At 71.3% G+C, this 22,143-nt stretch carries 19 protein-coding genes and 1 pseudogene; 11 read left to right on the plus strand and 9 right to left on the minus strand.

The window, feature by feature from the left end:
* Positions 1-108: 108 nt before the first annotated feature.
* On the plus strand, positions 109-1,500 hold the full coding sequence (locus tag ACWDX9_RS02270; RefSeq protein ID WP_449947985.1) for a DUF7059 domain-containing protein: 1,392 nt from the start codon (positions 109-111) through the stop codon (positions 1,498-1,500).
* A gap of 267 nt (positions 1,501-1,767) precedes the next feature.
* Here the strand turns inward: ACWDX9_RS02270 and ACWDX9_RS02275 are convergent, their stop codons facing one another.
* The 3 genes from ACWDX9_RS02275 to ACWDX9_RS02285 all read right to left on the minus strand — a co-directional run bounded on the left by ACWDX9_RS02275 (position 1,768) and on the right by ACWDX9_RS02285 (position 7,096).
* Positions 1,768-4,767 carry an AfsR/SARP family transcriptional regulator gene (locus ACWDX9_RS02275; protein WP_449947988.1) on the minus strand — a complete coding sequence of 1,000 codons (3,000 nt, stop codon included), beginning with the start codon at positions 4,765-4,767 and terminating at the stop codon, positions 1,768-1,770.
* A gap of 256 nt (positions 4,768-5,023) precedes the next feature.
* Positions 5,024-5,668 carry a GNAT family N-acetyltransferase gene (locus ACWDX9_RS02280; protein WP_350724051.1) on the minus strand — a complete coding sequence of 215 codons (645 nt, stop codon included), beginning with the start codon at positions 5,666-5,668 and terminating at the stop codon, positions 5,024-5,026.
* A gap of 141 nt (positions 5,669-5,809) precedes the next feature.
* Positions 5,810-7,096, minus strand: coding sequence for a pyridoxal phosphate-dependent aminotransferase (locus ACWDX9_RS02285; protein WP_449947991.1), 1,287 nt, complete (start codon positions 7,094-7,096; stop codon positions 5,810-5,812).
* A gap of 79 nt (positions 7,097-7,175) precedes the next feature.
* Here ACWDX9_RS02285 and ACWDX9_RS02290 point away from each other — a divergent pair, with 79 nt between their 5' ends.
* The 3 genes and pseudogenes from ACWDX9_RS02290 to ACWDX9_RS02300 all read left to right on the plus strand — a co-directional run bounded on the left by ACWDX9_RS02290 (position 7,176) and on the right by ACWDX9_RS02300 (position 9,890).
* A complete protein-coding gene (locus tag ACWDX9_RS02290; RefSeq protein ID WP_350724049.1) occupies positions 7,176-8,153 on the plus strand; it encodes a LysR family transcriptional regulator in 978 nt (325 codons plus the stop codon).
* Positions 8,154-8,207: 54 nt separating this feature from the next.
* Positions 8,208-8,878 (plus strand): annotated as a pseudogene (locus ACWDX9_RS02295) (ribonuclease HII).
* Between the two features lie 28 nt (positions 8,879-8,906).
* Complete coding sequence (locus ACWDX9_RS02300) at positions 8,907-9,890, plus strand: LLM class flavin-dependent oxidoreductase (RefSeq protein WP_449947993.1); 984 nt, start codon at positions 8,907-8,909, stop codon at positions 9,888-9,890.
* Positions 9,891-9,986: 96 nt separating this feature from the next.
* Here the strand turns inward: ACWDX9_RS02300 and ACWDX9_RS02305 are convergent, their stop codons facing one another.
* From ACWDX9_RS02305 to ACWDX9_RS02315, 3 genes are all read right to left on the minus strand, one after another.
* Positions 9,987-10,373, minus strand: a complete 387-nt coding sequence (locus ACWDX9_RS02305) for an SCO5389 family protein (protein ID WP_449947996.1) — start codon at positions 10,371-10,373, stop codon at positions 9,987-9,989.
* A gap of 77 nt (positions 10,374-10,450) precedes the next feature.
* Complete coding sequence (locus ACWDX9_RS02310; RefSeq protein WP_449947999.1) at positions 10,451-11,380, minus strand: ATP-binding protein; 930 nt, start codon at positions 11,378-11,380, stop codon at positions 10,451-10,453.
* A gap of 127 nt (positions 11,381-11,507) precedes the next feature.
* Positions 11,508-12,875, minus strand: coding sequence for an LCP family protein (locus ACWDX9_RS02315; RefSeq protein WP_449948001.1), 1,368 nt, complete (start codon positions 12,873-12,875; stop codon positions 11,508-11,510).
* A 127-nt stretch (positions 12,876-13,002) separates the two neighbouring features.
* Between ACWDX9_RS02315 and ACWDX9_RS02320 the strand changes: the two genes are divergently transcribed.
* The 4 genes from ACWDX9_RS02320 (at position 13,003) to ACWDX9_RS02335 (ending at position 16,871) form a co-directional block, all read left to right on the plus strand.
* On the plus strand, positions 13,003-13,731 hold the full coding sequence (locus ACWDX9_RS02320) for a class I SAM-dependent methyltransferase (RefSeq protein WP_449948004.1): 729 nt from the start codon (positions 13,003-13,005) through the stop codon (positions 13,729-13,731).
* A gap of 78 nt (positions 13,732-13,809) precedes the next feature.
* Positions 13,810-15,267 (plus strand): argininosuccinate synthase, encoded by a 1,458-nt coding sequence (gene argG / locus ACWDX9_RS02325; RefSeq protein ID WP_350724035.1) that lies wholly within the window; start codon positions 13,810-13,812, stop codon positions 15,265-15,267.
* Between the two features lie 61 nt (positions 15,268-15,328).
* Complete coding sequence (locus tag ACWDX9_RS02330; RefSeq protein WP_350724033.1) at positions 15,329-15,856, plus strand: flavoprotein; 528 nt, start codon at positions 15,329-15,331, stop codon at positions 15,854-15,856.
* A 70-nt stretch (positions 15,857-15,926) separates the two neighbouring features.
* Positions 15,927-16,871, plus strand: a complete 945-nt coding sequence (locus tag ACWDX9_RS02335) for a serine hydrolase domain-containing protein (protein ID WP_449948006.1) — start codon at positions 15,927-15,929, stop codon at positions 16,869-16,871.
* 7 nt (positions 16,872-16,878) lie between these two features.
* On the opposite strand, the gene ACWDX9_RS02340 is transcribed toward ACWDX9_RS02335, so the two are convergent.
* Positions 16,879-17,832 carry a quinone oxidoreductase family protein gene (locus ACWDX9_RS02340; protein ID WP_449948009.1) on the minus strand — a complete coding sequence of 318 codons (954 nt, stop codon included), beginning with the start codon at positions 17,830-17,832 and terminating at the stop codon, positions 16,879-16,881.
* 82 nt (positions 17,833-17,914) lie between these two features.
* Here ACWDX9_RS02340 and ACWDX9_RS02345 point away from each other — a divergent pair, with 82 nt between their 5' ends.
* Positions 17,915-18,499: a TetR/AcrR family transcriptional regulator gene (locus ACWDX9_RS02345; protein ID WP_449948012.1), complete on the plus strand. Its 585-nt coding sequence runs from the start codon at positions 17,915-17,917 to the stop codon at positions 18,497-18,499.
* Here ACWDX9_RS02345 and ACWDX9_RS02350 read toward each other — a convergent pair.
* A complete protein-coding gene (locus ACWDX9_RS02350) occupies positions 18,496-19,365 on the minus strand; it encodes a LysR family transcriptional regulator (RefSeq protein WP_449948015.1) in 870 nt (289 codons plus the stop codon). The genes ACWDX9_RS02345 and ACWDX9_RS02350 overlap by 4 nt on opposite strands.
* Positions 19,366-19,436: 71 nt before the next feature.
* On the opposite strand from ACWDX9_RS02350, the gene ACWDX9_RS02355 reads away from it, so the two are divergent.
* Positions 19,437-20,315: a 4-hydroxy-tetrahydrodipicolinate synthase family protein gene (locus ACWDX9_RS02355; protein WP_449948018.1), complete on the plus strand. Its 879-nt coding sequence runs from the start codon at positions 19,437-19,439 to the stop codon at positions 20,313-20,315.
* Here the strand turns inward: ACWDX9_RS02355 and ACWDX9_RS02360 are convergent.
* Positions 20,277-21,572 (minus strand): FAD-dependent oxidoreductase, encoded by a 1,296-nt coding sequence (locus tag ACWDX9_RS02360; RefSeq protein ID WP_449948020.1) that lies wholly within the window; start codon positions 21,570-21,572, stop codon positions 20,277-20,279. The genes ACWDX9_RS02355 and ACWDX9_RS02360 overlap by 39 nt on opposite strands.
* Positions 21,573-21,622: 50 nt before the next feature.
* On the opposite strand from ACWDX9_RS02360, the gene ACWDX9_RS02365 reads away from it, so the two are divergent.
* The gene (locus ACWDX9_RS02365) at positions 21,623-22,093 is read left to right on the plus strand and encodes a MarR family transcriptional regulator (protein ID WP_350724022.1); all 471 of its coding nucleotides are present in this window, start codon (positions 21,623-21,625) and stop codon (positions 22,091-22,093) included.
* The last annotated feature ends 50 nt before the right edge of the window (positions 22,094-22,143 follow it).

The raw sequence follows: 22,143 nt of genomic DNA on the forward strand, positions 1-22,143 counted from the left end.
ACGCTTGGGTGTCTAAGTAACAGTATGAGCACTGTCAGTGTCGGCAAACCGGGTGAGCACCGTCGGTATCGGGCCATGCGGGAGTGTCCGTGGTGAAAGGATGGGCTTGTGGAACGACTGCGCCATCACCTCCTGGAGACCGACTACACGATCGACGGCGTACGCGAGCGGCTGGGCAGCATGGCGGCCTCGGCCCTGGCCAGGGAGGAGCTGGTGCCGGCCCTGCGCGCCACCGCCGACCTCGATCCGCTGGCGGCGTCGATCAGGCTGTGGTGGCTAGGCGTTCCCGTCCCCGCCGCGTCCCTCGCCCCGGAGGTCCTCGACTCGGGGCTGGTCAGGGCCGACGGCGACCAGGTGAGCGCGACCGTGCACCTGCAGCCCTGGGAGACCGGCGGCTACCTCGTCTCCGACCGCAAGGTGCGCCCCGGCGACCCGGCGCTGCGTCCTGACCACGTGGTCGGCGCCGGCGGCGCCTCGGCCAACCTGGCGCAGCTCGCCACCCGCCGTCCGGTGGGGCGCGCGCTCGACCTCGGCACCGGCTGCGGCGTGCAGGTGCTGCACCTGGCCGGGCGGGCCGAGCACATCGTGGCCACCGACGTGAACCCGCGGGCCGTCGAGCTGGCCAGGCTGAGCTGGGAGCTGTCCGGCGTCTCCGGCGTGGAGGCACGTACGGGGTCGATGTTCGAGCCGGTCGAGGACGAGCTGTTCGACCTGATCGTGAGCAACCCCCCGTTCGTCATCGGTCCCGGGGGCGGCCTGACCTACCGCGAGGCCGGTGGCGACGGCTTCTGCCGCGACCTCGTACGCCGCACGCCCGGCCGCCTCAACCCCGGCGGCCAGGCCCACTTCCTGGCCAACTGGCTGCACGTCGAGGGCGAGGACTGGCACGACCGCGTGGGCGGCTGGCTGCGCGAGACCGGCTGCGACGCCTGGGTGGTCCAGCGCGACGTGCAGGACCCGGCCGAGTACGTCGAGCTCTGGCTCAGGGACGCCGCCGAGCAGGGCACGGAGGCGTACGCCGAGCACTACGACCGCTGGCTGGCCTGGTTCGACGAGCGGAAGGTCGAGGGCATCGGGTTCGGCTGGATCACCATGCGCAACTCTGGCACGCTCGACCCGGTCGTCCGCGTCGAGCACCTGGACCACCTGGTCTCGCTCCCGGTCGGCGACTACGTGGACTCCGTGCTCGACGCCATCGCCACCGCGCACCGCGCCAAGGAGCTGGACACGGCGCTCCTGCGCACCGCCGACGGCCTGCTCGACGAGCGCACCGGCCTGCCGGGCGCGGAGGACCCCATCCGCATCGTGCTGCGCCAGACGCAGGGCCTGCGCCGCAGCAGGGAGGTCGGCACGGTGGAGGCCGCGCTGGCCGGGGTCTGCGACGGCGAGCTGGCCCTCGGCCCCCTGCTCAACGTGATCGCCGAGCTGGTCGGCGACGGTGAGATCCTCGACTCCGACGCGGTCAGGCCGCTGATCGCGGAGGGTTACTTCCTGCTTTAATCGCCCGTCAATTGGACGTTGAGCGCTCGGGTGGAGGCTCATGGCCAAGACACGGACCCCGGGGGGTTCGAGGGCCGTGTCAGGTCCGGCCGGTCGTCTAAGGTGAGGCGGCTAGCCACTACGCGGAGCATCCGGATAACCGGGCCCCCTAGCGACGCGTGGTGGCGACAGATGACCGGCCGGGCTGCATCACGACATATTCGTGACGGCCTAAGGACAGCCTTGATCAACCATGTGTGGATGACACGTCTGGACGATGAGCTGTACTCAGGACTCGACGACGGCCCCTTCGGCGGGGATGGCCTCGATCAGGGCCTTGAGGTCCCCGGCCTCGGGGGCGCCGAGCCGGGAGAAGATCTCGAACGCCTGCCGTAGGCATTCCAGGCTCCTGGTCGTGCTGCCCAGACCGCGCAGCGCCTTGCCGAGCACCGTGAGCGACAGCGCCTCGCCGTACGGGTGGCCGATCTCGCGGGAGACCACCAGCGCCTGCTCCGCGTGGCGCACGGCCTCGGGGTGGCGTCCGGCGGCGATGAACGTCTCGGCCAGCCGGGAGCAGACCCGCTGCTCCCAGACGCGCTGCTTGCTGGCCCGGAAGAAGGCCAGGCACTCGGCGTGGTGGTGGACGGCCTCGGTGAGCCGGCCGACCCGGGACAGCACGATGCCGAGGTGGTAGCGGGCGCGGGCGGTCCCGGCGCCGCTGCCGATCTCGGTGAACAGGGCCAGGCCCTTCTCCGCCGCCGCGATCGCGTCCGCGGGGCGGCCGAGCCCCAGGTGGTCGCGGGCCGAGTAGCTGAGCACCAGCGCCTCGCCGGCCGGCACGTCGTTGGCCCGGTAGAACCGCATCGCCGCGTCGAACAGCTCCAGCGCCTCGATGTGGCGGCGCTGCCTGCCGACGACGACGGCCAGGGCGTTCAGCACCTCACCGGTGACGATCTTCTCGCCGCGGGCCGTGGAGAGCTCGTGGACGACCCTGAAGTGGCCCTCGGCCGCCTTCAGCTGGTTGTCGGCGAACAGCACCCGGCCGAGCACGTACCGGCTGCGCAGCTCGCTGCCCTGGTCGCCGAGCCGTTGCGCGGCGCTCAGCACGGCGCGCGTGCCCTGGGCGAACTCGCGCGTGTGCGTGCCCGCCTCCAGCAGCGGCTCCATCGCCACCAGCAGGTCTCCGGCGGGCAGCAGCTGCTCGCCGGCGACGGCCGACGCGGCGGCCTGGTTGATGGCCGCGAACAGCGAGTCGCCCTCGGCGATCAGCCAGGCCACGGCCTCGTCCACGCTGGTGAACGACAGCCCCTCGCTGATCGTCACGATGTTGGCCGGGATCATGCTGCCCTCGTAGGCCAGGCTGTGCGCGGACTGGGCCGAGGCCAGGTAGAAGCCGAGCAGCCGGTGCAGGGCCCGCGCCTTGGCCTCGGGCGGCTCGGTCTTGTCCAGCTGGCGCCTGGCGAACAGCTTGAGCAGGTCGTGGAAGCGGTAGCGGCCGGGCGCGGGCGCCTCGAGCAGGCTCGCGTCCACAAGGGACTCCAGTACGGACTCCGCCTCGAACTGGCTCACCGACAGCACGGCCGCCGCCGCCCCCGTGGAGATGTCGGGCCCCTTTGACAGCGAGAGCAGGCGGAAGGCACGCGCCTGGGCCGGCGCGAGCTGGCCGTACCCGAGCGCGAACGTGGCCTCGACGGCCAGGTTGCCCACGCGCAGCTCGTCGAGGCGGCGCTGCTCGTCGGCCAGCCTGGGCACGAGCGAGGCGACCGTCCAGGAGGGGCGCGCGGCCAGCCTGGCGGCCACGATGCGCACCGCCAGCGGCAGGAACCCGCAGGCGGCCACCACGTCCATGGCCGCGCCGTGCTCGGCCGACACGCGCTCGGCCCCGGCCACCGACGCGAACAGCGACAGCGCCTCGCCCGGTTCCATCACGTCGAGGTCGATGAGCCGCGCGGAGGGCAGGTCGGCCAGCTTGCCGCGGCTCGTCACGATGGCCGCGCACCCGGGCGAGCCCGGCAGCAGCTGGCTGACCTGTTCGGCGTCGCGGGCGTTGTCGAGCAGCACGAGGATGCGGCGGTCGGCGAGGATCGACCGGTAGAGCGCGGCGCGCTCCGGCAGCCCGTCCGGGACGATGTCCGGGGGGATGCCGAGGGCTCGCAGGAACCCGCCGAGCGCCGACTCGGGCACGGTCGCCTCGTCGGTGTAGCCGCGCAGGTCGGCATAGAGCTGGCCGTCGGGGAACAGGTCCTCGGCCAGGTGCGCGACGTGAACGGCCAGCGCGGTCTTGCCCACGCCGCCGATGCCGGAGACCGCGATCACGGGCATGCCCTCGGCCGACGACTGCGCCGACGACTGGGCCGACAGCAGCGTGCGGAGCCGTACGGCGACCTCTTTGCGGCCGGTGAAGTCGTTGACGGCGGCGGGGAGCTGCGCGGGGCGCGGCAACTGCGGGGCCTGGCGCTGCTCCGGCTCCTCCACCGGCTCCTCGGCGGGCACCTCGGCGGCGGCCAGCGTGGGGTCGGCGGCCAGGATGCGCTGGTGCAGCGCGGCCAGCTCGGGGCCCGGCTCGATGCCGAGCTCCTCGACGAGGGCCTCGCGCGTCTCGGTGAACACGTTGAGGGCGTCGCCCTGCCGCCCGCACCGGTAGTAGGCCAGCATCAGCTGGGCGCGCAGCTTCTCGCGCAGCGGGTGGTCGGCGGTCAGCGCGATCAGCTCGGAGACGACCTTCGCGTGGTCGCCCAGCTCCAGGTCCACGTCCATGAGCGTCTCGACGACGCTGATGCGGCGCTCGACCAGCCGGTCGCGCTGGTGCTCGGAGTAGGGGCCCACGGTCCCGGCCAGCGGCTCGCCCTCGAAGAGCGACAGCGCCTCGCGCAGCCCCTCGGCGGCCTCGCGCAGCCGGCCGCCCTTGCGCGCGCTCTCGGAGTCCTGGACGCCGCGTTCGAAGCGGACCAGGTCGAGCGAGCCGTCGGGCAGCCGCAGCGCGTAGCCCCTCCCGATGGACGTCAGCAGCTCCGGGCGGGAACGGGCGGGCCGGTCCGGCTCCAGCACCGTACGCAGGCGGGAGACGTAGGTGCGCAGGGCGCCCAGGGCCCGCGGGGGCGCGTCCTCGCCCCAGACCGCGTCGATCATCTCGTTGGGGGTGACCGCATGGCCTTCACGCAGCAGCAGCATGCCCAGGATGGAACGCTGCAGCGGAGTGCCCAGATCGAGCTCCTGGCCGTCACGCCAGGCGCGGACAGGACCGAGCACGGCGAACCTCAGCCCGCCCTCGACGCTCTGACCAGCCATGCCGAATGTCTCCCAGCCAATGGATCGTTTTGTTACCAAATGATAGATCCAACGTCCTTTGTCACCTAGACTCCGGACTGATCGTTAAATGTGCCGTTGATCCGTCTTTGATCCGGTGTTGAGCGCGCCCCTGGATGCTGATGGTCGGCTAGGCATGATTCACACCGCGGGGGCGTGTCATGTAGAGCACGCGTAGGCAGGAAAAAATACGGCCCCGCCCGAACTTTCTTGGGGCGGGGCCGTGGTGGACAGGTTCTCAGGCCGCCTCGACCAGTCCGAGCCGCAGGGCGAGCCGCTCGCGTACGAGCGGCCATTCGGAGCTCAGGATCGAGTAGAACGCGGTATCTCGGACCGTGTTGTCGGCGCCTCGGCTATCCGCTCGCCGCACCCCGTCGAAGTGTGCGCCGAGGGCCTCGATGGCGGCCCGGGACTTGGTGTTGCGTACATCTGCTTTGAGGGTGATGCGGTGGACGTTCCATGTCTCGAAGGCGAGCGAGAGCATCAGGAACTTGCTCTCACGGTTGACACCCGTGCCCTGGGCACTGGCGGCCAGCCAGGTGTAACCGATGTCCGCCACGGACGGGATCTCGCCCACCGCACCCCGTGTACCCGGAGGCCAGGGCATGGGGCCCTGCCAGTACTCCAGGTGCATGAGACGGGTGGCACCGACCACGCGGTCGGTGTTCAGCCACCGGATGGCGAAGGGCATGGAGCGGCCCTCCGCCTGCTCAGCCATGGCGGCCTCCACATAGGAGACCATCTCGTCCCGGCTTTCCGGGACGCGAGTGAAGGCGTAAGTGCAACGGTCTTCACTCGCCGCGGCGACGAGGTCGTCGATCGCCGCGAGGCTGAGAGGTTCCAGGCGCACGGAGCGCCCGGACAAGGTGACAAGAGCGGGCATGAGCACATGATGAGGGGAAGCGGGGGCGCACGTAACCATGCAGTTAGGAAGATCTTTTGCAGCTTTCTGCAGACAGGGTGTTCCTGCAGGTCAGCGGCCCCTTTTGGGCGATGGTAAACCCGCTCTTGGGGAAAGATTCGCCTAACTGTGACATGGCGTCGGGACGAACGCGGGACGCCGTTCACGCACCGCTTCGTGCCGCACCGAGGCCAGCTCGTTCAGACCCCTCGAAAGATAGTCCAGATTGTCGGCGATCCAGGGGAGTTGGAGGGGGTTCGGGCTGTTCAGAGCGGTCAGTCGCTCTTCGGCGGTCTCGCCGTAGAGGAGGCTCACCGCGACCCGCACCCTCGCCGCCGCCGGGTCGTCGCCGAAGGCGTGTCCGGGCAGGACGCCGATGCCGTGTTCCTCCAGCAGGATCTTGGTGATCTCGGCGGAGCCGCCGAGCCGGAGGTGGCTCAGATCGGGATAGAGGTAGAAGCCGCCCTGCGGGGCGGGCACGTCGGCCCCGATCTCGGTGAACCTCTCGTGCACGGCCCTGGCGACCGTGCCGTGCAACCGCCGGGCGAGCTCGATGCGGGCCAGCAGCTCCTGGGGCTCCTCGAAGGCGTACGCCGCCGCCTCCTGCACCGGGGCCGCGGGCGCCGACCAGATCTCGCTGGCCACCGCGAGCAGGCTCCTGTGCAGCGCGTGGCTGCCCGCGGGCAGCCGGGCCACGCCGATCCGCCAGCCGCCCAGCGCCAGGCTCTTGCTCAGCCCGGTGGTGATGATCGTGCGCTCGGGGGCGAGGTCGGCGGGGGAGGTGAACGGCAGGGCCGGGTCGTGCACGACGTCGCGGTAGATCTCGTCCGAGATGATCATCAGATCGAGCTCGCGGGCGATCTCCACCAGCCGCGCGATGGTCTCCGGACCGGCCAGGCGGCCCGTCGGGTTGTCGGGCAGCGTCACCAGCAGCGAGTTGACCGTCCGGCCCTGGGCCCTGGCCTGGAGCACCGCGCCGGCCACGAGGTCGGGGTCGGGCACTCCGCCCCCTCCTGGCGGTGCGGGCACCAGGAGGGGGCGGGAGCCGACCAGCTCTGCCTGGGCGGCGTAGCTGACCCAGCTGGGCATGGGCAGGACGATGTCCCCGCCGATCGCCAGGAGGAGGCCGTACAGGAGGGACTTGCTGCCAGGTCCGCAGACGACGAGCCCGGGGTCGGTGGGGAGCCCGCGTCGTGCCCAGTAGCCCGCCGCCGCCGTCCGGAGCTCGGACGCCCCCGCGACCGGCCCGTAGCCGTTACGCTCGGCCGCGCCGGCGAGCCTGTCGCGCAGTGCCGGGTGGACGGGCAGCCCCGCCTCGCCGAAGGCCAGGTGAAGCACTCGCTCCCCGGCGTGCCGTCTTCGGTCGATGTCCTCGTTTGCCGCCAAAGTGGCGGACAACGTCACGGTCATGTTTGTCACGTTCCCAGGGTGGTTTGATGAAGGCATCAGCACAAGCGAGGCTTTTCGTGGGTAGGCATAAGGAAGACTGATGCTTGAATTGCGGCGTTTGGTCCTGATCTGCGAGTTCGCTCGTCGCGGAAGTATCGCTGCGACAGCAGCATCGCTGGGGTACAGTCCTTCGGCTGTGTCGCAGCAACTGGTCGCGCTCGAACGTGAGACCGGAACGGTCCTCATCGACAGGACCGCACGCAGCGCCGAGCTGACCGACGCGGGGCGGCGGCTGGTGGCGCACGCGGAGCGCATCCTGTCCATGGTCGAGGAGGCGGAGTCGGACCTGTCCGCCCATGCGGGGACTCCCGCGGGGCGGGTCGTGGTCACCGCCTTCCCGACGGCCGCGGTCGCGTTCGCCCCGGCGCTCGCCCGCTCGCTGCGCCGCCACACCGAGCTGACGCTCCGGCTGGGGCAGAGCAGGTCGGGCCGGGGCATGCGCGAGGTGCAGTCGGGGGAGGTGGACATCGCGCTCGTGGACGACTGGTACGGGCGGGTGCGCGACAACGAGAGCCTGCGGGTGTTCCCGCTGCTGCGCGACCCCCTGGTGCTGGTGGTGCCGCGCAAGCACCGTCTGGCCGACCCCGACGTGCCGGTGGACCTGCGGGAGCTGCGCGACGAGCCGTGGATGGCGACGCCCGACGGGGAGCCGTCCCGGCTGGCGGTGGACCGGCTCCTGGTGGACGTGGGCGGGACCCGGCCCACGCCGTGGGAGTTCGAGGGGCTGGGAACGATCCTTTCTCTGGTGGCGAAGGGGATCGGCATCGCCGCCGTGCCCGCGCTCGCGCTGGCGGCAGGGGTGCGGGGGCTGGCGGTGCGCCAGTTCCCGGGAAACCCGGTGGGGCGCGATGTGCACGCGGTCGCCCGCAACTCGAGCGTCAACCGGCCGTCGGTGTCGGTGACGCTCCGCGCGATCCACGTGGCCGCCCGCTATCTGGCCGCCGACCTGGATCCGGTACGCCCGGCGGACCGCCGCCCGCCCGGCGATCCGCTGGAAGATGACGAGGCGGCCCAGTGAACGGCCCAGTGAACGGCCCAGTGAACGGCCCGTGAGGCGATAGCGTCTGCCGTTATGGCGCCGACGTACGACATCGAGCACCTCCTGCTCTCCCAGCCGAGCACCCGCACGGTCGCGGGCATCGACGAGGTGGGCCGTGGCGCGTGGGCGGGGCCGGTCACGTCTGCGCCGTCGTCACCGACCTGTCCGAGCCGCCGTCCGGCCTCACGGACTCCAAGCAGGTTTCGGCGGCCAGGCGCACCCCGCTCGCCGAGGAGCTGACCGCGTGGGCGGCCGGCATCGGCTTCGGCGAGGCCACCCACACGGAGATCGACGAGCTGGGCATGACCGAGGCCCTGCGCCGGGCCGCCAGGCGGGCGCTGGAGGCGCTGCCGGTGCGCCCGGACGCGGTGATCCTCGACGGCAAGCACGACTACATCGGCCCGCCCTGGCCGGTACGCCTGGAGATCAAGGGCGACGCGGCCAGCATCTCGGTCGCGGCGGCGTCCGTCCTGGCCAAGGTCCGGCGCGACGCGTACATGGGGACGATCGGCTGCGAGGAGTACGGCTTCGCCGACAACGCCGGCTATCCCTCACCCCTCCACCAGGAGACCCTGGCCCGGCTCGGTCCCACGCCCCACCACCGGCTCTCGTGGTCCTACCTGGACGACCTCCCTCGATGGCGGCACCTCAAGCACCACCGGGACCCGCTCGTGGGAGAGGGCCAGGCCAGCCTGTTCGGCTGAACGGGGGCCATCGGGCATCATCGGGTGGGTGCGAATCGGCGTCTTCGTCATCGCGGCGCAGTTCCCCGGCCAGGAGGCCGGGCAGGTGCTGGCCGATGCCGTCGAAGTGATCGTGGCCGCCGAGCAGGCGGGGTTCGACGACGCGTGGGTCGCCGAGCATCACTTCATGTCCTACGGCGTGTGCCCCTCTGCGACCACCCTGGCGGCGGTCGCCCTCGGCAGGACCTCGCGGATCGGGCTCGGCACGGCCGTCAGCGTGCTGTCCACGCAGCATCCCGTGGCGCTGGCCGAGCAGGCGGCCATGCTGCACCACCTGTCCGGCGGGCGGTTCACGCTGGGGGTCGGCAGGGGCGGGCCGTGGGTGGACCTGGAGGTGTTCGGGACGGGGGCCGAGCGGTTCGAGCGGGGGTTCGGGGAGTCGCTCGACCTCCTGCTCGACGGGCTCTCCGGCGGTCCCGTCGCCGGTGACGGGGAGTTCTTCCGGTTCAGGGAGGTCCGGGTGGTGCCGGGCGCGAGCATGCGGCCGGTGGTCGCGTGCACCTCCGAGGCGACCGTGGGGGTGGCGGCGGAGCGGGGGCTGCCGATGCTGCTGGGGATGCACATCGGGGACGCCGAGAAGGCCGCCCTGGTCGAGGACTACGTCGCCCGGGGCGGGACCGCCACCGATCACGTGGCGGCGGGGGTGGCCTACGTGGCCGACTCCACGGCGGAGGCGGTGCGGGAGATCAAGGAGTCGCTGCCACGGTGGCTGGGGCCGGGGCTGGCGGGGTACGTGCCGGTGGACGATCGTCCCCGACCTATGCGAAATATCCCGGCATATGTGGATTTGTTGGCCCGGATTCATCCGGTCGGGTCGGCCGAGCATTGTGCCGCGACGATCCTGCGTACCGCCGAGAACACCGGGATCGAGCGGTTCATCCTGCTGGTCGAAGGGCTGGGCGAGCATCGGCGGACGGTGGAGAACGTGCGGCGGTTCGGGGCGGAGGTGCTGCCGCTGCTGCGGGCCCGGTGACCCGGGCAGTGCCGGATCACCGGGCCGGATCACTGCGCCGGGTCACTGCGCCGGGTCACTGGGCCGGGTCACTGCGCCGGGTCACGGGCCGGCCGGTCAGCAGTCGACCAGCTCCGGCTTCTGGTTGAGGATCTGGGCCCTCGGGGTGACGAACTCGTGCAGGGCCTTGGTCGCCGTCGGGTCGAAGACGGCGACCCGGTGGCAGTTCTGGAAGGCCAGCCGTACTCCGAAGTGGCGCTCCAGCGCTCCGCGCATCGCGTCGCTCGCCAGGCAGCGCAGGAGCTGGCCGCGGGCTTCCTCGGACGGCGGTGGCACCTGGTTGTCGGCGAACTCGGCTCCGGTATGCTCGCGCTGTTCGGCCAGCCCGCTGATCAGCGACCACGCGTACGGCAGCGAGTCGCGGACGCACGCGATGAAGGCCGCGTCGTCCACGTCACCGGCTCTTGCCTGGTCGAGCAGTTCGTTCGGAACGGTCAGCGACATGCTGTCTCCTCTCGAATGGGATCAATCTGACGCTAGGTGGGGATTCGTGATCGCTCCAGATGCCTGGAGGGGGGCACTCAGGGGCCGAACACGAAATCCGGGTCTATCTGTGAGGCCAGGTCGGACCCGGTCCGGTCGTTGCCCCACGCGTGGGCGTTGCGCAGGTGGAAGTCCACGGTCTGGCGGCCGAAGCGCGCCCAGTCCTTCTCCTGCTCGTCGAGGGTCTTGCGGAGCACGGCCAGCGCGTCGGCGTTGACCGGCTCCAGGTCGTCGAGCGTGAAGTGGCGGCCCTGCTCCATGGCGCGGACGGCGGCGGAGTGCTCCATCCAGGTGAGCAGGTCGTCGCCCACGTGCTCGCGCAGGAAGTCGACGTCGGACGGGCCGTGGACCTTGTTGCCGACCACGGCCAGCGCGACGTCGTACGCGGCGGCGTACTCGCGGTACTGCCGGTAGACGCTCACGCCCTGCCTGGTCGGCTCCGCGACGAGGAACGTCAGGTCGAACCGGGTGAACAGCCCCGAGGCGAAGGAGTCGGCGCCCGCGGTCATGTCCACCACGACGTACTCGCCGGGGCCGTCGATGAGGTGGTTGAGCAGCAGCTCCACCGCGCCGACCTTCGAGTGGTAGCAGGCCACGCCGAGGTCGTCCTCGCTGAACGGGCCGGTCGCGAGGAGGCGCAGCCCGTCGGGGCTGGTCAGCGCGTACGGGTCGGCGGCCAGGTCCTCGAAGCTCAGCAGCCGGGAGCCGCGGCCGGGCGGGGTGGTCTTGACCATGGCTTCGGCGGAGGGGATGCGGGGGTTGTCGCCGCGCAGCCGCTCCTTGATCTCGGTCAGGTGGGCGCCGAGCGGCTCGGGCTGCCGGTCGAGGCCGAGCACCATGGCCAGGTGCTGGTTGATGTCGGCGTCCACGGCCACCACCGGCCCGCCCTGGCTCGCCACATGTCTGGCGAACAGCGCGGACATCGTCGTCTTGCCACTGCCGCCCTTTCCGACGAACGCCACTCTCACGGCCACCTCCAGGTGGATATGAAAACCGTTTCCGTTGTCATCATGCCACACTCCGTGCCGGGCGTGTGCGGGCAACGCGAAAAGGCCACGTGGCCGGGTTTCCACGTGGCCTTTCCGGACGGGCGATTCAGGTGCAGGTGGCGTCGAGGTTGACCGGGGTCTCCGGGTCAGGTGTCCGCTCGGCGGCGGTGCCGGCCCTGGTCGGGCCGGCATCCAGGGTCTCGGCGACCTTGCGGCGGATGAACGACCAGTCGGGGTAGGCCGTGTTGATCAGCGGCGGCACGAAGCTGAGGCTGCGGATCTTGGCGTCCTTGACCCGCTGCGCCAGGTCGATGACGGCCGGCAGCAGGTCCTGCGGGAGGTCGGTGGAGATGGCCCGCTTGGTCGCCACGGCCAGCCGCTCGAAGCTGTTGATCACGGTTATCGGGTCGGCCTGCTTGGCGAGCGCGTTGAGCAGGCACTTCTGGCGTCCCATGCGGACGTAGTCGTCGCTGTCGGTGCGCGAGCGGCCGTACCAGAGCGCCTCCTCGCCGGACAGCCTGCGGGTGCCGGCCGGCAGCAGGCCCTCGCGGTACTTGCCGTACACGATGGGCTCCTTGATGGTGACCTTCACGCCGCCCATGGCGTCGATGATCTCCGCGAACCCCTTCATGTCCACCAGGGCGTAGTAGTCCACGTTGAGGCCGAGGATGTCGCCGATCGTCTGCTTGATCAGGGCCGGCCCGCGCTGGCGCCGCTCCACGCCCGGCACCACCTCGGGGTGCTCCTCGGCGTACTGGAAGATCTCGTTGAGCAGGCCGGGCGTGTCGGGGCCGGTGCCGGTGAACCCGTAGGGGAACTGGTCCCGGGCCGGGCCCGCGCGAAATTCGACGCGCTGGAGGTTGCGCGGCAGGCCGAACAGGGTGGTCGCGCCGGTCTCGGTGTCCACGCTGGCCACGGTCATGCTGTCGGTACGCACGCCGGGCCGGTTCGGCGCGGCGTCGCCGCCCAGGAGCAGGAAGTTGACCCGGCGGGCGCCGTTCCACGGGTCCTGGGCCATGATGGGCGCGGTCGCGGTGGTGCTGGGGAACAGGGTGTTCACGACGTCGCGTGACAGGTACGCGAGCCTGGTGGCGTACACCGTCGGGGTCATGATGAGCGCGCAGAGCGCGAGCGTCAGCGCCGTGGTCAGGAAGCGGCCGATCCTGTCGGAGCTCGGCGGGCGCACCAGGACGAAGGACCAGACGACCACGCCGGTCCAGGCGATGGCGATCGCCACCAGCACCACGGTGAACCCGACGAGCCAGCGGGGCTGCACCGCCAGCGACAGCAGGTGAGTGCTGTACGCCGTGAACACCATGAGGATGCCGGCCAGCATCACGACATATCCGAACATGAGCGCCAAGCCCGTCTTACGGCGCTCTGCGGCCAGATGTGCCACTCCCCACAACAAGGACGATGCCAGCGTCAGGGCCATGCTCGCCCCCAGGCCGAATCCCCGCTCTTTCTCCGTCATGCCTGGTCAAACCCCCATTTGCGCGCCCATCCACGCCACCTTAGTAATGCGCTGTGCGGGAAAGACGGTAGGAAGGGACGGGTCAGGTCAATTCCATGTCAAGACCACCTTGAGATATAACGTGAGTGTGCGCAAGCGACACGGAAGCTACGGATTCGACGCCCCCTGGGCACTGGTCGGCTTAGTGTTCGGAGCGCTCGTGCTCCTGGCCCTGGCGTCGGTCTCGTTCCTGCTCGACATCCCCCTGGCGGGCATCGCGTTCCTGCTCGGCGGGCTGTACACGCTGGCCAGCGCGGCCAGCTACCTCTACACGACGCGGCGCGGCAAGTTCGCGGTCTGGGCCGGTGAGCTCGAGCGGCTGAACGGCGACGAGCTCCTGCTCGACCTCGGCTGCGGCCGGGGCGCGGTGCTGCTGATGGCGGCCCAGCGGCTGGAACACGGCAAGGCGACCGGCATCGACCTGTGGCAGTCGAAGGACCAGTCGGGCAACCGGGAGACCAGGACCAGGGCGAACGCAGCCGCCGAGGGCGTCGCCGACCGCGTCGAGCTGGTGACGGGCGACATGCGCGACCTGCCGTTCGGCGACGGCGCGTTCGACGCGATCGTGTCGAGCCTGGCCATCCACAACATCCCCGACGCCGACGGGCGCGCGCAGGCCGTGCGCGAGGCGCACCGGGTGCTGCGGCCCGGCGGGTTGATGCTGATCGCCGACTTCCAGCACACCGCCGCGTACGAGGACACGCTGCGCTCGCTCGGCGTGGTCGACGTGCGGCGACGCGACGCGGGCTGGCGGTTCTGGTACGGCGGACCGTGGTTCAGCACCGGCATCCTGGAGGTCAGGAAACCCACCGCCTGAGCCGGCGATGCACATCGCGGCGGAAATCCGGCGAGGGGGTTTGCATGGTCATGCATAGGTGTGTATATACTTCGACTCGTGTCTAAGATGCTCACCTCTCTGCCTGTCGGTGAACGTGTCGGGATCGCCTTCTCCGGTGGCCTCGACACCTCGGTCGCGGTCGCGTGGATGCGCGAGAAGGGCGCGGTGCCGTGCACCTACACCGCCGACATCGGCCAGTACGACGAGCCTGACATCGCCTCGGTGCCCGGCCGAGCCACGGCGTACGGCGCCGAGGTCGCCCGGCTGGTCGACTGCCGGGCGGCGCTCGTGGAGGAGGGGCTCGCGGCCCTGGCCTGCGGGGCGTTCCACATCCGCTCCGGCGGACGCACCTACTTCAACACCACGCCTCTCGGGCGGGCCGTCACGGGCACCCTGCTCGTCCGCGCGATGCTCGACGACAACGTGCTGATCTGGGGAGACGGCTCCACCTTCAAGGGCAACGACATCGAGCGGTTCTACCGCTACGGCCTGCTCGCCAACCCCTCCCTGCGGATCTACAAGCCGTGGCTGGACGCCGACTTCGTCACCGAGCTCGGCGGCCGCAAGGAGATGTCCGAGTGGCTGCTCGCCAACGGGCTGCCCTACCGGGACAGCACGGAGAAGGCGTACTCCACCGACGCGAACATCTGGGGCGCGACCCACGAGGCCAAGGCGCTGGAGCACCTCGACGCGGGCATCGAGATCGTCGAGCCGATCATGGGCGTGCGGTTCTGGGACCCCGACGTCGAGATCGCCGCCGAGGACGTCACGATCGGCTTCGACCAGGGCCGGCCGGTGACCATCAACGGCAAGGAGTTCCCCTCCGCCGTCGACCTGGTCCTGGAGGCCAACGCCATCGGCGGCCGGCACGGCATGGGCATGTCCGACCAGATCGAGAACCGGATCATCGAGGCCAAGAGCCGGGGCATCTACGAGGCGCCGGGCATGGCGTTGCTGCACGCCGCCTACGAGCGGCTGGTCAACGCGATCCACAACGAGGACACTCTGGCCAACTACCACGCCGAGGGGCGGCGGCTGGGCCGGCTGCTGTACGAGGGCCGCTGGCTGGACCCGCAGGCGCTGATGCTGCGCGAGTCGCTGCAGCGCTGGGTCGGCACGGCGGTCACCGGCGAGGTGACCCTGCGGCTGCGGCGCGGCGAGGACTACTCCATCCTGGACACGTCCGGGCCGGCGTTCAGCTACCACCCGGACAAGCTGTCCATGGAGCGCACCGAGGACTCCGCCTTCGGGCCGGTCGACCGCATCGGCCAGCTGACCATGCGCAACCTCGACATCGCCGACACCCGCGCCAAGCTGGAGCAGTACGCCGGGCTCGGCATCGTCGGCCCCCAGCACCCGATGCTGACCGACGTGCCCCAGACGGCCTCGACCGAGCTGATCGGCGAGATGCCCGAGGGCGGCGCCGAGGCGATCGCCAACCGTGGCGAGCGCGGCGAGATCCCCGGCGACGACGAGCTGCTCGACCACGCCGCGATGGAGTCCGGCACCGACTGACGAGGAGACGGCCGCGGCTGCCCGGCAGCCGCGGCGCCGCCGAACCCCCCGGGAGCCACGCGTGGCGGAACCACAGGGCGACGAGCTCTACATCATCGTGTGCGCCGCCGGGCCGGCCCCGGACGTCGGCCGGCTGGTCGCCATGGCGCAGGAGCGGGGCTGGGCCGTCCAGGTCGTCGCCACTCCGTCGGCTCTCGACTTCATCGACGTGGCCGCCCTGGAGGCCCAGACCGGCCGGCCCGTCCGCAGCCGCTATCGCAAGCCGCACGAGCCCAAACCCCCTCGACCGGGCGCGATCATCGTCGCGCCGGCCACGTACAACACGGTCAACAAGTTCGCCGGGGGCATCGCCGACACCTATGCCCTGGGCCTGCTGGCCGAGGCGCCCGGGCTCGGCATCCCCGTCGTCGTGCTGCCCTTCGTCAACAGCGCCCTGGCCGCCCGCCGGCCCTTCCTGCGCAGCATCGACGAGCTGCGCGCCGAGGGCGTCCGGGTCGTGTTCGGCCTGCCACGGCAGGTCGCCACGGACGAGCCGGACGCCGGCGCCCACCGATTCCCCTGGGAACGCGCGCTGTCGGAGCTGTCTTGAGGGCTTGCGCCTAACACCGTGTGAGGCGGTATGCCAGGATGTGCCGACTTTCAGGAGGAACATCGTGGCAATGGCTGAGCGGGTCGACGAGATCCTGGGCACGGGCAAGGCGCCGAACTTCCACGGGCTCGTGGTGATGCGGGGCGGGGAGATCGTGCTGGAGCGTTACGGCGCGGGGCCGGACCACCGGCTGGGCGACTCGCTCGGGCACGTCGAGTTCGACCGGGACACACTGCACGACCTGCGCTCCGTGTCCAAGAGCATGGTGGCGCTGCTGTACGGCATCGCGCTGGGCGAAGGGCTCGTGCCGGAGCCGCGTGCGCCCTTGGTAGCCCAATTTCCGGAATATCAGGATCTGGTGGCGGATCCGGAGCGCGCTCATCTGACCGTCGAGCACGCGCTGACCATGACCCTCGGCCTCGAATGGGACGAGAGCGCCCCCTACACCAGCCCGGCCAACAGCGAGATCGCGATGGAGCTGGCGCCCGACCGGTACCGGTACCTGCTGGAGCGGCCCGTCGTCGGGGAGGCGGGAAAGCTCTGGCACTACTGCGGCGGAGCCAGCGCCCTGCTCGGCGGCCTGATCGCCCGCGGGGCCGGCAGGCCGCTGGAGGAGTACGCCGCGACCGCGCTCTTCCGCCCGCTCGGGATCGACACGTTCGAGTGGTCCAAGGGATTCCACGACACGGTGAGCGCCGCGGCCGGCCTGCGGCTGCGGCCGGTCGACCTGGCCGCCGTCGGGCAGCTGGTGCTCGACGGCGGCCGGGGCATCGTGCCCGCCGAGTGGCTCCGGGAGCTGGTGCGGTCGCGGGTGGTGATCGAGGACGGGTTCGAGTACGGCTACCAGTGGTACGTGAACACCAAGGACCGCCACTGGGTCGGCGGCCTCGGGAACGGCGGTCAGCAGCTGCTCGTCCTGCCCGAGGAGGAGCTGGTCGTGGCATTGACGGCCGGCGATTACGACCAGAGCGGGGACAGCTCCAAGGCCGTGCTCGAAGCGGTCCTCGCCTCCTGAGGATTCCTTATGGAATGAGCAGGATCCGGCCGGTGACCGCGCGGCTCTCCAGGAGGCGGTGGGCCTGCGCGGCCTCCTCCAGCGGCAGCGTACGGTCGATGTAGGCGACGCTGCGCCCGGAGGCGAGCCGGTCGAGCATCGCCGGATAGTGCGTCCCGAACACCTCCCCGGCCCAGCCGGGGCCGCTGCACCCGGTGAGCGTCACCCCGCGTTCCATGAGGTCGGCGGCCGTGACGGCGGCGGGTTCCCCGGTCAGCAGCCCGTAATAGAGCATCCGGCCGGTGCCGGGAGTGAGGTGGTCGAGCACCCGCCTGGCCACCGTGCCGCCGATGGACTCGAACACCACGTCCACCTCGGGCAGCTCGTCGGGCCAGTCGGCCGGGCCGTGGTCGAGCACGAGGTCGGCGCCCATCCCGGCGGTCCGGTCCCGCTTGGCGGCCGAGCCGGCGGTGGCGATCACCCGCGCGGCCCCGAACTCCTTCGCGTGCCGCACCAGGTACGTCCCCACCGAGCTGCTGCCCGCCTCGACCAGCACGGTCTCCCCGCCGCCGAGGCGCGCCTTGTGCAGCAGGGCGAGGGCTATCGCGCCCGGCGCCCCCGCGGCCAGCGCCTCGGCCGGGGTGACGCCGTCCGGCACCGGGACCGTCATGGCGGCCGGGAGCACGGCGTACTCCGCGTACGAGCCGAGGCCGCCGGTGACCCCCACGATCGTGCTCCCGAGCAGCTTCGCGTCCACCCCCTCGCCCACTTCGACCACCTCGCCGGCCGCCTCCGCGCCGATCACGGCGGGCAGCGGCAGCGGGAACGGCAGCGTCCCCGCCCGGATCTGCGTCTCGGCGTAGCTGACGCCGATGGCCTGGGTGCGGATGAGGACCTGGCCCTCGCCAGGGCCGGGGCGCGGCAGGTCCGCGACTTCGAGCCGTTCGGGGCCGCCCTTTTCCGACAGGACGATCGCGCGCATGCGTGAGCTCCTTTAACTGAACCGATGGTCCAGTTAATATATGGACCACTGGTCAAGTTTGTCCATGGGAAAGAATGACCGGATGGAACGTCGAGAGCGGGCCGACGCCGCGCGCAACCGCAAGGCCATCCTGCGGGCGGCCGAGGAGCTGCTGCGGCGGCACCCGCCCGAGCAGGTCTCGGTCGAGCGGGTGGCGGTCGCCGCCGGCGTGGGCAAGGGGACGGTGTTCCACCGGTTCGGGAGCCGTACGGGGCTCATGCTGGAGCTGATGAGCGAGCGGGCGCGCGAGTTCGAGCAGGCGTTCACCGAGGGGCCGCCGCCGCTGGGGCCGGGCGCGGAGCCGGTCGAGCGGCTGGTCGCCTTCTTCGCGGACGTGGCCGTGCTGGCGGCGCGCAACGGGAACCTCGTCAGCGCCATCGAACACGCCAGGGTCACCACGAAGGCCCACGGCGAGCAGCGCAGGGAGGAGAACCCGATCTACCGGTCCTGGCACCGGCACGTGTCCCGGCTGATCGCCGAAGGGCGGTCCGACGTGGACGCCGAGCAGATCGCCCACATGCTGCTTGGCACGCTGCACATGGAGCCGATCGCGAGCCAGCTGCGGGCCGGGCAGCACGAACGGCTCGCCGCCGGCTTCGCCGACCTGGTCAGAGGGCTGCTGCGTTAGAGGGGCAGGTGGGGGATCGCCGCGTGGAAGGCGGCGACGGCCGCCCTGATCGCCGGGTGCCCGCCGTTCCCCTTCCTGAACGCCGCGAGCGTGCGGCGGCTCAGCGGCAGGCGGGTGAGCGTCACCCCGGCCGGCGGGTCGATCGCCGCCAGGTGCGGTACGAGCGCGACCCCCTGCCCGGCGGCGACGAAGGCGAGCACGGTGTCGAAGTCGTCGATGTGGTGCCGTACGAGCGGCTCGAACCCCGCCGCCTGGCACGCCCGGATCGCCATGGTGTGGCAGAGGGTGCCCGGCCTGTCGGTGATCCACGCGTCGGCGCTGGCGTCGGCCACGGAGGGCCGGTCGGTCAGGTACATGGGCTCGCTGTACAGCGGCTCCGTCTCGATGGACGCGTCCGTCACGGGCGGCACGAAGTCGTACTCGTGCACGAGCGCCACGTCCAGCTCACCCGCCCGCAGCGCGGCCGAGACGTCGGCGGGGTCGATCTCGGAGACCATCGGCACCAGCCCGGGATGCGCCCCGGTCAGCTCGACGAGCGCCGGGGGCAGGAGCACGCGGGCCGCCGTCGGGAACGCGCCGATCCGCAGCGGCCCCGACGGCCCGCCACGCGCGGCGGCGAGCGCCGCCGACGCGCGTTCGAGCTGCTCCAGCACGGCGTGCGCGTGCTCGACCAGCAGGTGCCCGGCGGGCGTCAGCGCCACGGTACGGCCGGTGCGCTCCAGCAGCGGCACGCCCGCCTCCCGCTCCAGCGCGCTGAGCTGCTGGGAGACGGCCGAAGGCGTGAACGTCACCGCCTCCGCGACCGCGGCGATGGTGCCGCGCCGGGCCAGTTCGCGGAGCAGGTGGAGCTTGCGCGGGTCGAGCATAAGCTGAGCTTAATCTCAAACGAAGAAATCCGCGCTGGACCTAACGGGTCCGGGCAGGACAGGCTCGAACCATGCTGAGAGGACTACACGTACCGCTGGTCACCCCGTTCACCTCGTCGGGAGAGGTGGCCGTGGACGCGATCGAGAAGCTCGCCTCGGACTACCTCGACCAGGGCGCCGCCGGGCTGGTCGCGCTGGGCACGACGGGCGAGGTGGCCGCGCTCGACCCCGGCGAGCGGGAGATGGTGATCGAGGTGTGCGCGCGGGTCTGCGCGGAGCGGCAGGCGCTGCTGACGGTGGGGGTGACGGGGAACGACACGCGTTCGACGGCCCGGGCCCTGCAGGGCCTGCCCTCGGGGGTCGGCGCCGCGCTGGTGACGGTGCCGTACTTCCTGCGGCCGGGCGAGCGCGGCGTGATCGCGCACTTCGAGGCCCTGGCGGAGGCGACGCCGGTGCCGCTGGTGATCTACCACATCCCGTACCGGACGGGTCAGGCGGTCGGCGCCGCGACCTTCCGGCACCTGGGCGCGCACCCGATGATCGCGGGCATGAAGTACGCGGCGGGCGGGATCGACCAGGACGCGGTGGACCTGCTGGGGGATCTGCCCGAGGGGTTCGAGGTGGTGGGGGGCGACGACGCGTTCATCTCTCCGCTGCTCGCGCTGGGCGCCGTCGGCGGGATCCTCGCCTCGGCGCATCTGCAGACCCGCGGCTACGTCGAGCTGGTGGAGGCCTGGAACGCGGGCGACGCGGCCCGGGCGAGGGCGCTCGGGCACCGGCTGGCCAGGCTCTCGGCCGCGCTCTTCGCCGAGCCGAGCCCCACCGTGATCAAGGGAGTGCTGCACGCCCAGGGCCTGATCCCGACCCCGGACGTGCGGTTGCCGCTGGTCCCGGCCGGGGAGGCGGCGGTCTCACAGGCTCGCCTGGTAGCGGTACATCCAGGCGAGTGACTCCTGGCTCGCGCTCTTCTTCAGGAAGAACGGCAGCATCAGGTCGCGGAAGACCCGGGCGACCGGGCTCGCGGCCTTGCTGTTGCTGATCGTCCGCGAGTACGCCACCACCCGCTCCGCCCTGGGCCGCCGTTCGGCCTCGAAGCGCTCGAACGCCTTCGTGTGGCTCCCGCTGTCGCGCAGGCACCTGGCCAGCACGACCGCGTCCTCGATGGCCAGCGAGGCGCCCTGGCCGGAGCTGGGTGAGGTGGCGTGCGCGGCGTCCCCGATCAGCAGGACCCGGCCGCGGTGCCAGACGGGCACGGGCGGCAGGTCGTAGATCGGCGACCCCGGCCCGACGTCGCTGCGCCGGATGAGCTCGGCGGAGAAGTTCGCGTCGTCCTGGAACGCCCTGACCAGCACCGGCTTCCAGTCCTTCGGAACGTCGCCGAGCCGCCTGGGCAGGTTCGCGAACCACCAGGTCTCGCCCGACTCGGGCACCGTGCCTGTGGTCGCGCTCGCACGGGGCTCCGCTGGTGACGCAGGCTGCCGCTCTCCGCCCCAGGCTCGCCGCTCCGTGCCTATGGTCGCGCTCGCACGGGGCTCCGCTGGTGACGCAGGCTGCCGCTCTCCGCCCCAGGCTCGCCGCTCCGTGTAGCCGAAGAACGCGCGCTTGCCGAAGACCATGTTGTAGACGCCCGGCTCGCCGGGGAAGCCGGAGTCCTTGACGATCCCGCCGAAGCTGTAGAGGCCGCTGTAGCGGGCGGCGGGAGCCTGCGGGTCGAGGATCGTGCGGGTGCTCGAGTGCACGCCGTCGCACGCGATCAGCAGGTCGCCCGTCGCCTCCGTGCCGTCCGCGAACCTCGCCGTCACCTGCCTTGCGCTTTCGTCGTACGAGACCAGGCGCTTGCCGTACGTGACCTCGATGCCGCGCCGGGCGGCCTCGTCACGCATGGTCCGGTAGAGGTCGGAGCGCAGGACGGTGTGGCTCACCGTGCCGTCGTCGAGCCGCAGCCCGTTGGCCACCTCGCCCAGCCGCTTGCCCGATCCGCTCCACATGACCATGCGCGGGGTGGGGATGGCCTGGGACAATACCTTGTGGTGCGCGCCCAGCACCCGGAGCGCGGCCAGGCCGTTGGAGGCGACGTTCAGGAACGAGCCCACGTCCTCCGCACCCTGCCCGTACGCCTCGAAGATCTCGGCGTCCACACCCACCTCGCGCAGGGCCATCGCCGTGACGGGTCCGGCGATGCCGCAGCCTATGATCAGAGCCTTCATAGTGATAACCTTTCGTTCGGTCGAACGAAATATATGCGGAGGCTTTACCTGTGTCCAGAGATATTTCGGAGCGGCGAAAGAATTTGCTGGAGGCCCTCGGCATGGCGGGGCGGGACAACAGCAACGCCGCCGTGATGTACCACACCGCCATGGGCGAGCGACTGGGGCTCGGCATGACCGAGGAGAAGACGCTCGACCTGCTGCAGCGCATGGGGCCGCTGACGGCGGGGGAGATCGGCCAGCACGCGGGGCTGGCGCCGGCCACCGTCAGCGGGCTGATCGACCGGCTGGAGTCGAAGTGGCTGGTGCGGCGGGTGCGCGACACGCGGGACCGGCGGCGGGTCATCGTGGAGATCAACTACGAGCGGCTGGCCGGGTTCAGCGAGCTGTTCGAGCCGTTCGTGGCGGCATTGGGGGAGCTGTACGCGCGGTACACGGATGACGAGCTGGAGCTGATCCTCGACTACGTCACCCGCGCCACGGCCCTCCAGCGCGCGGCCACCCGCGACCTGACGACCTAGCCCGCTGTCCTGGGGGGTGGGCACAACCCACCCCTTTGCGCCATCACACC

It is taken from the genome of Nonomuraea sp. NPDC003201, assembly GCF_053590415.1.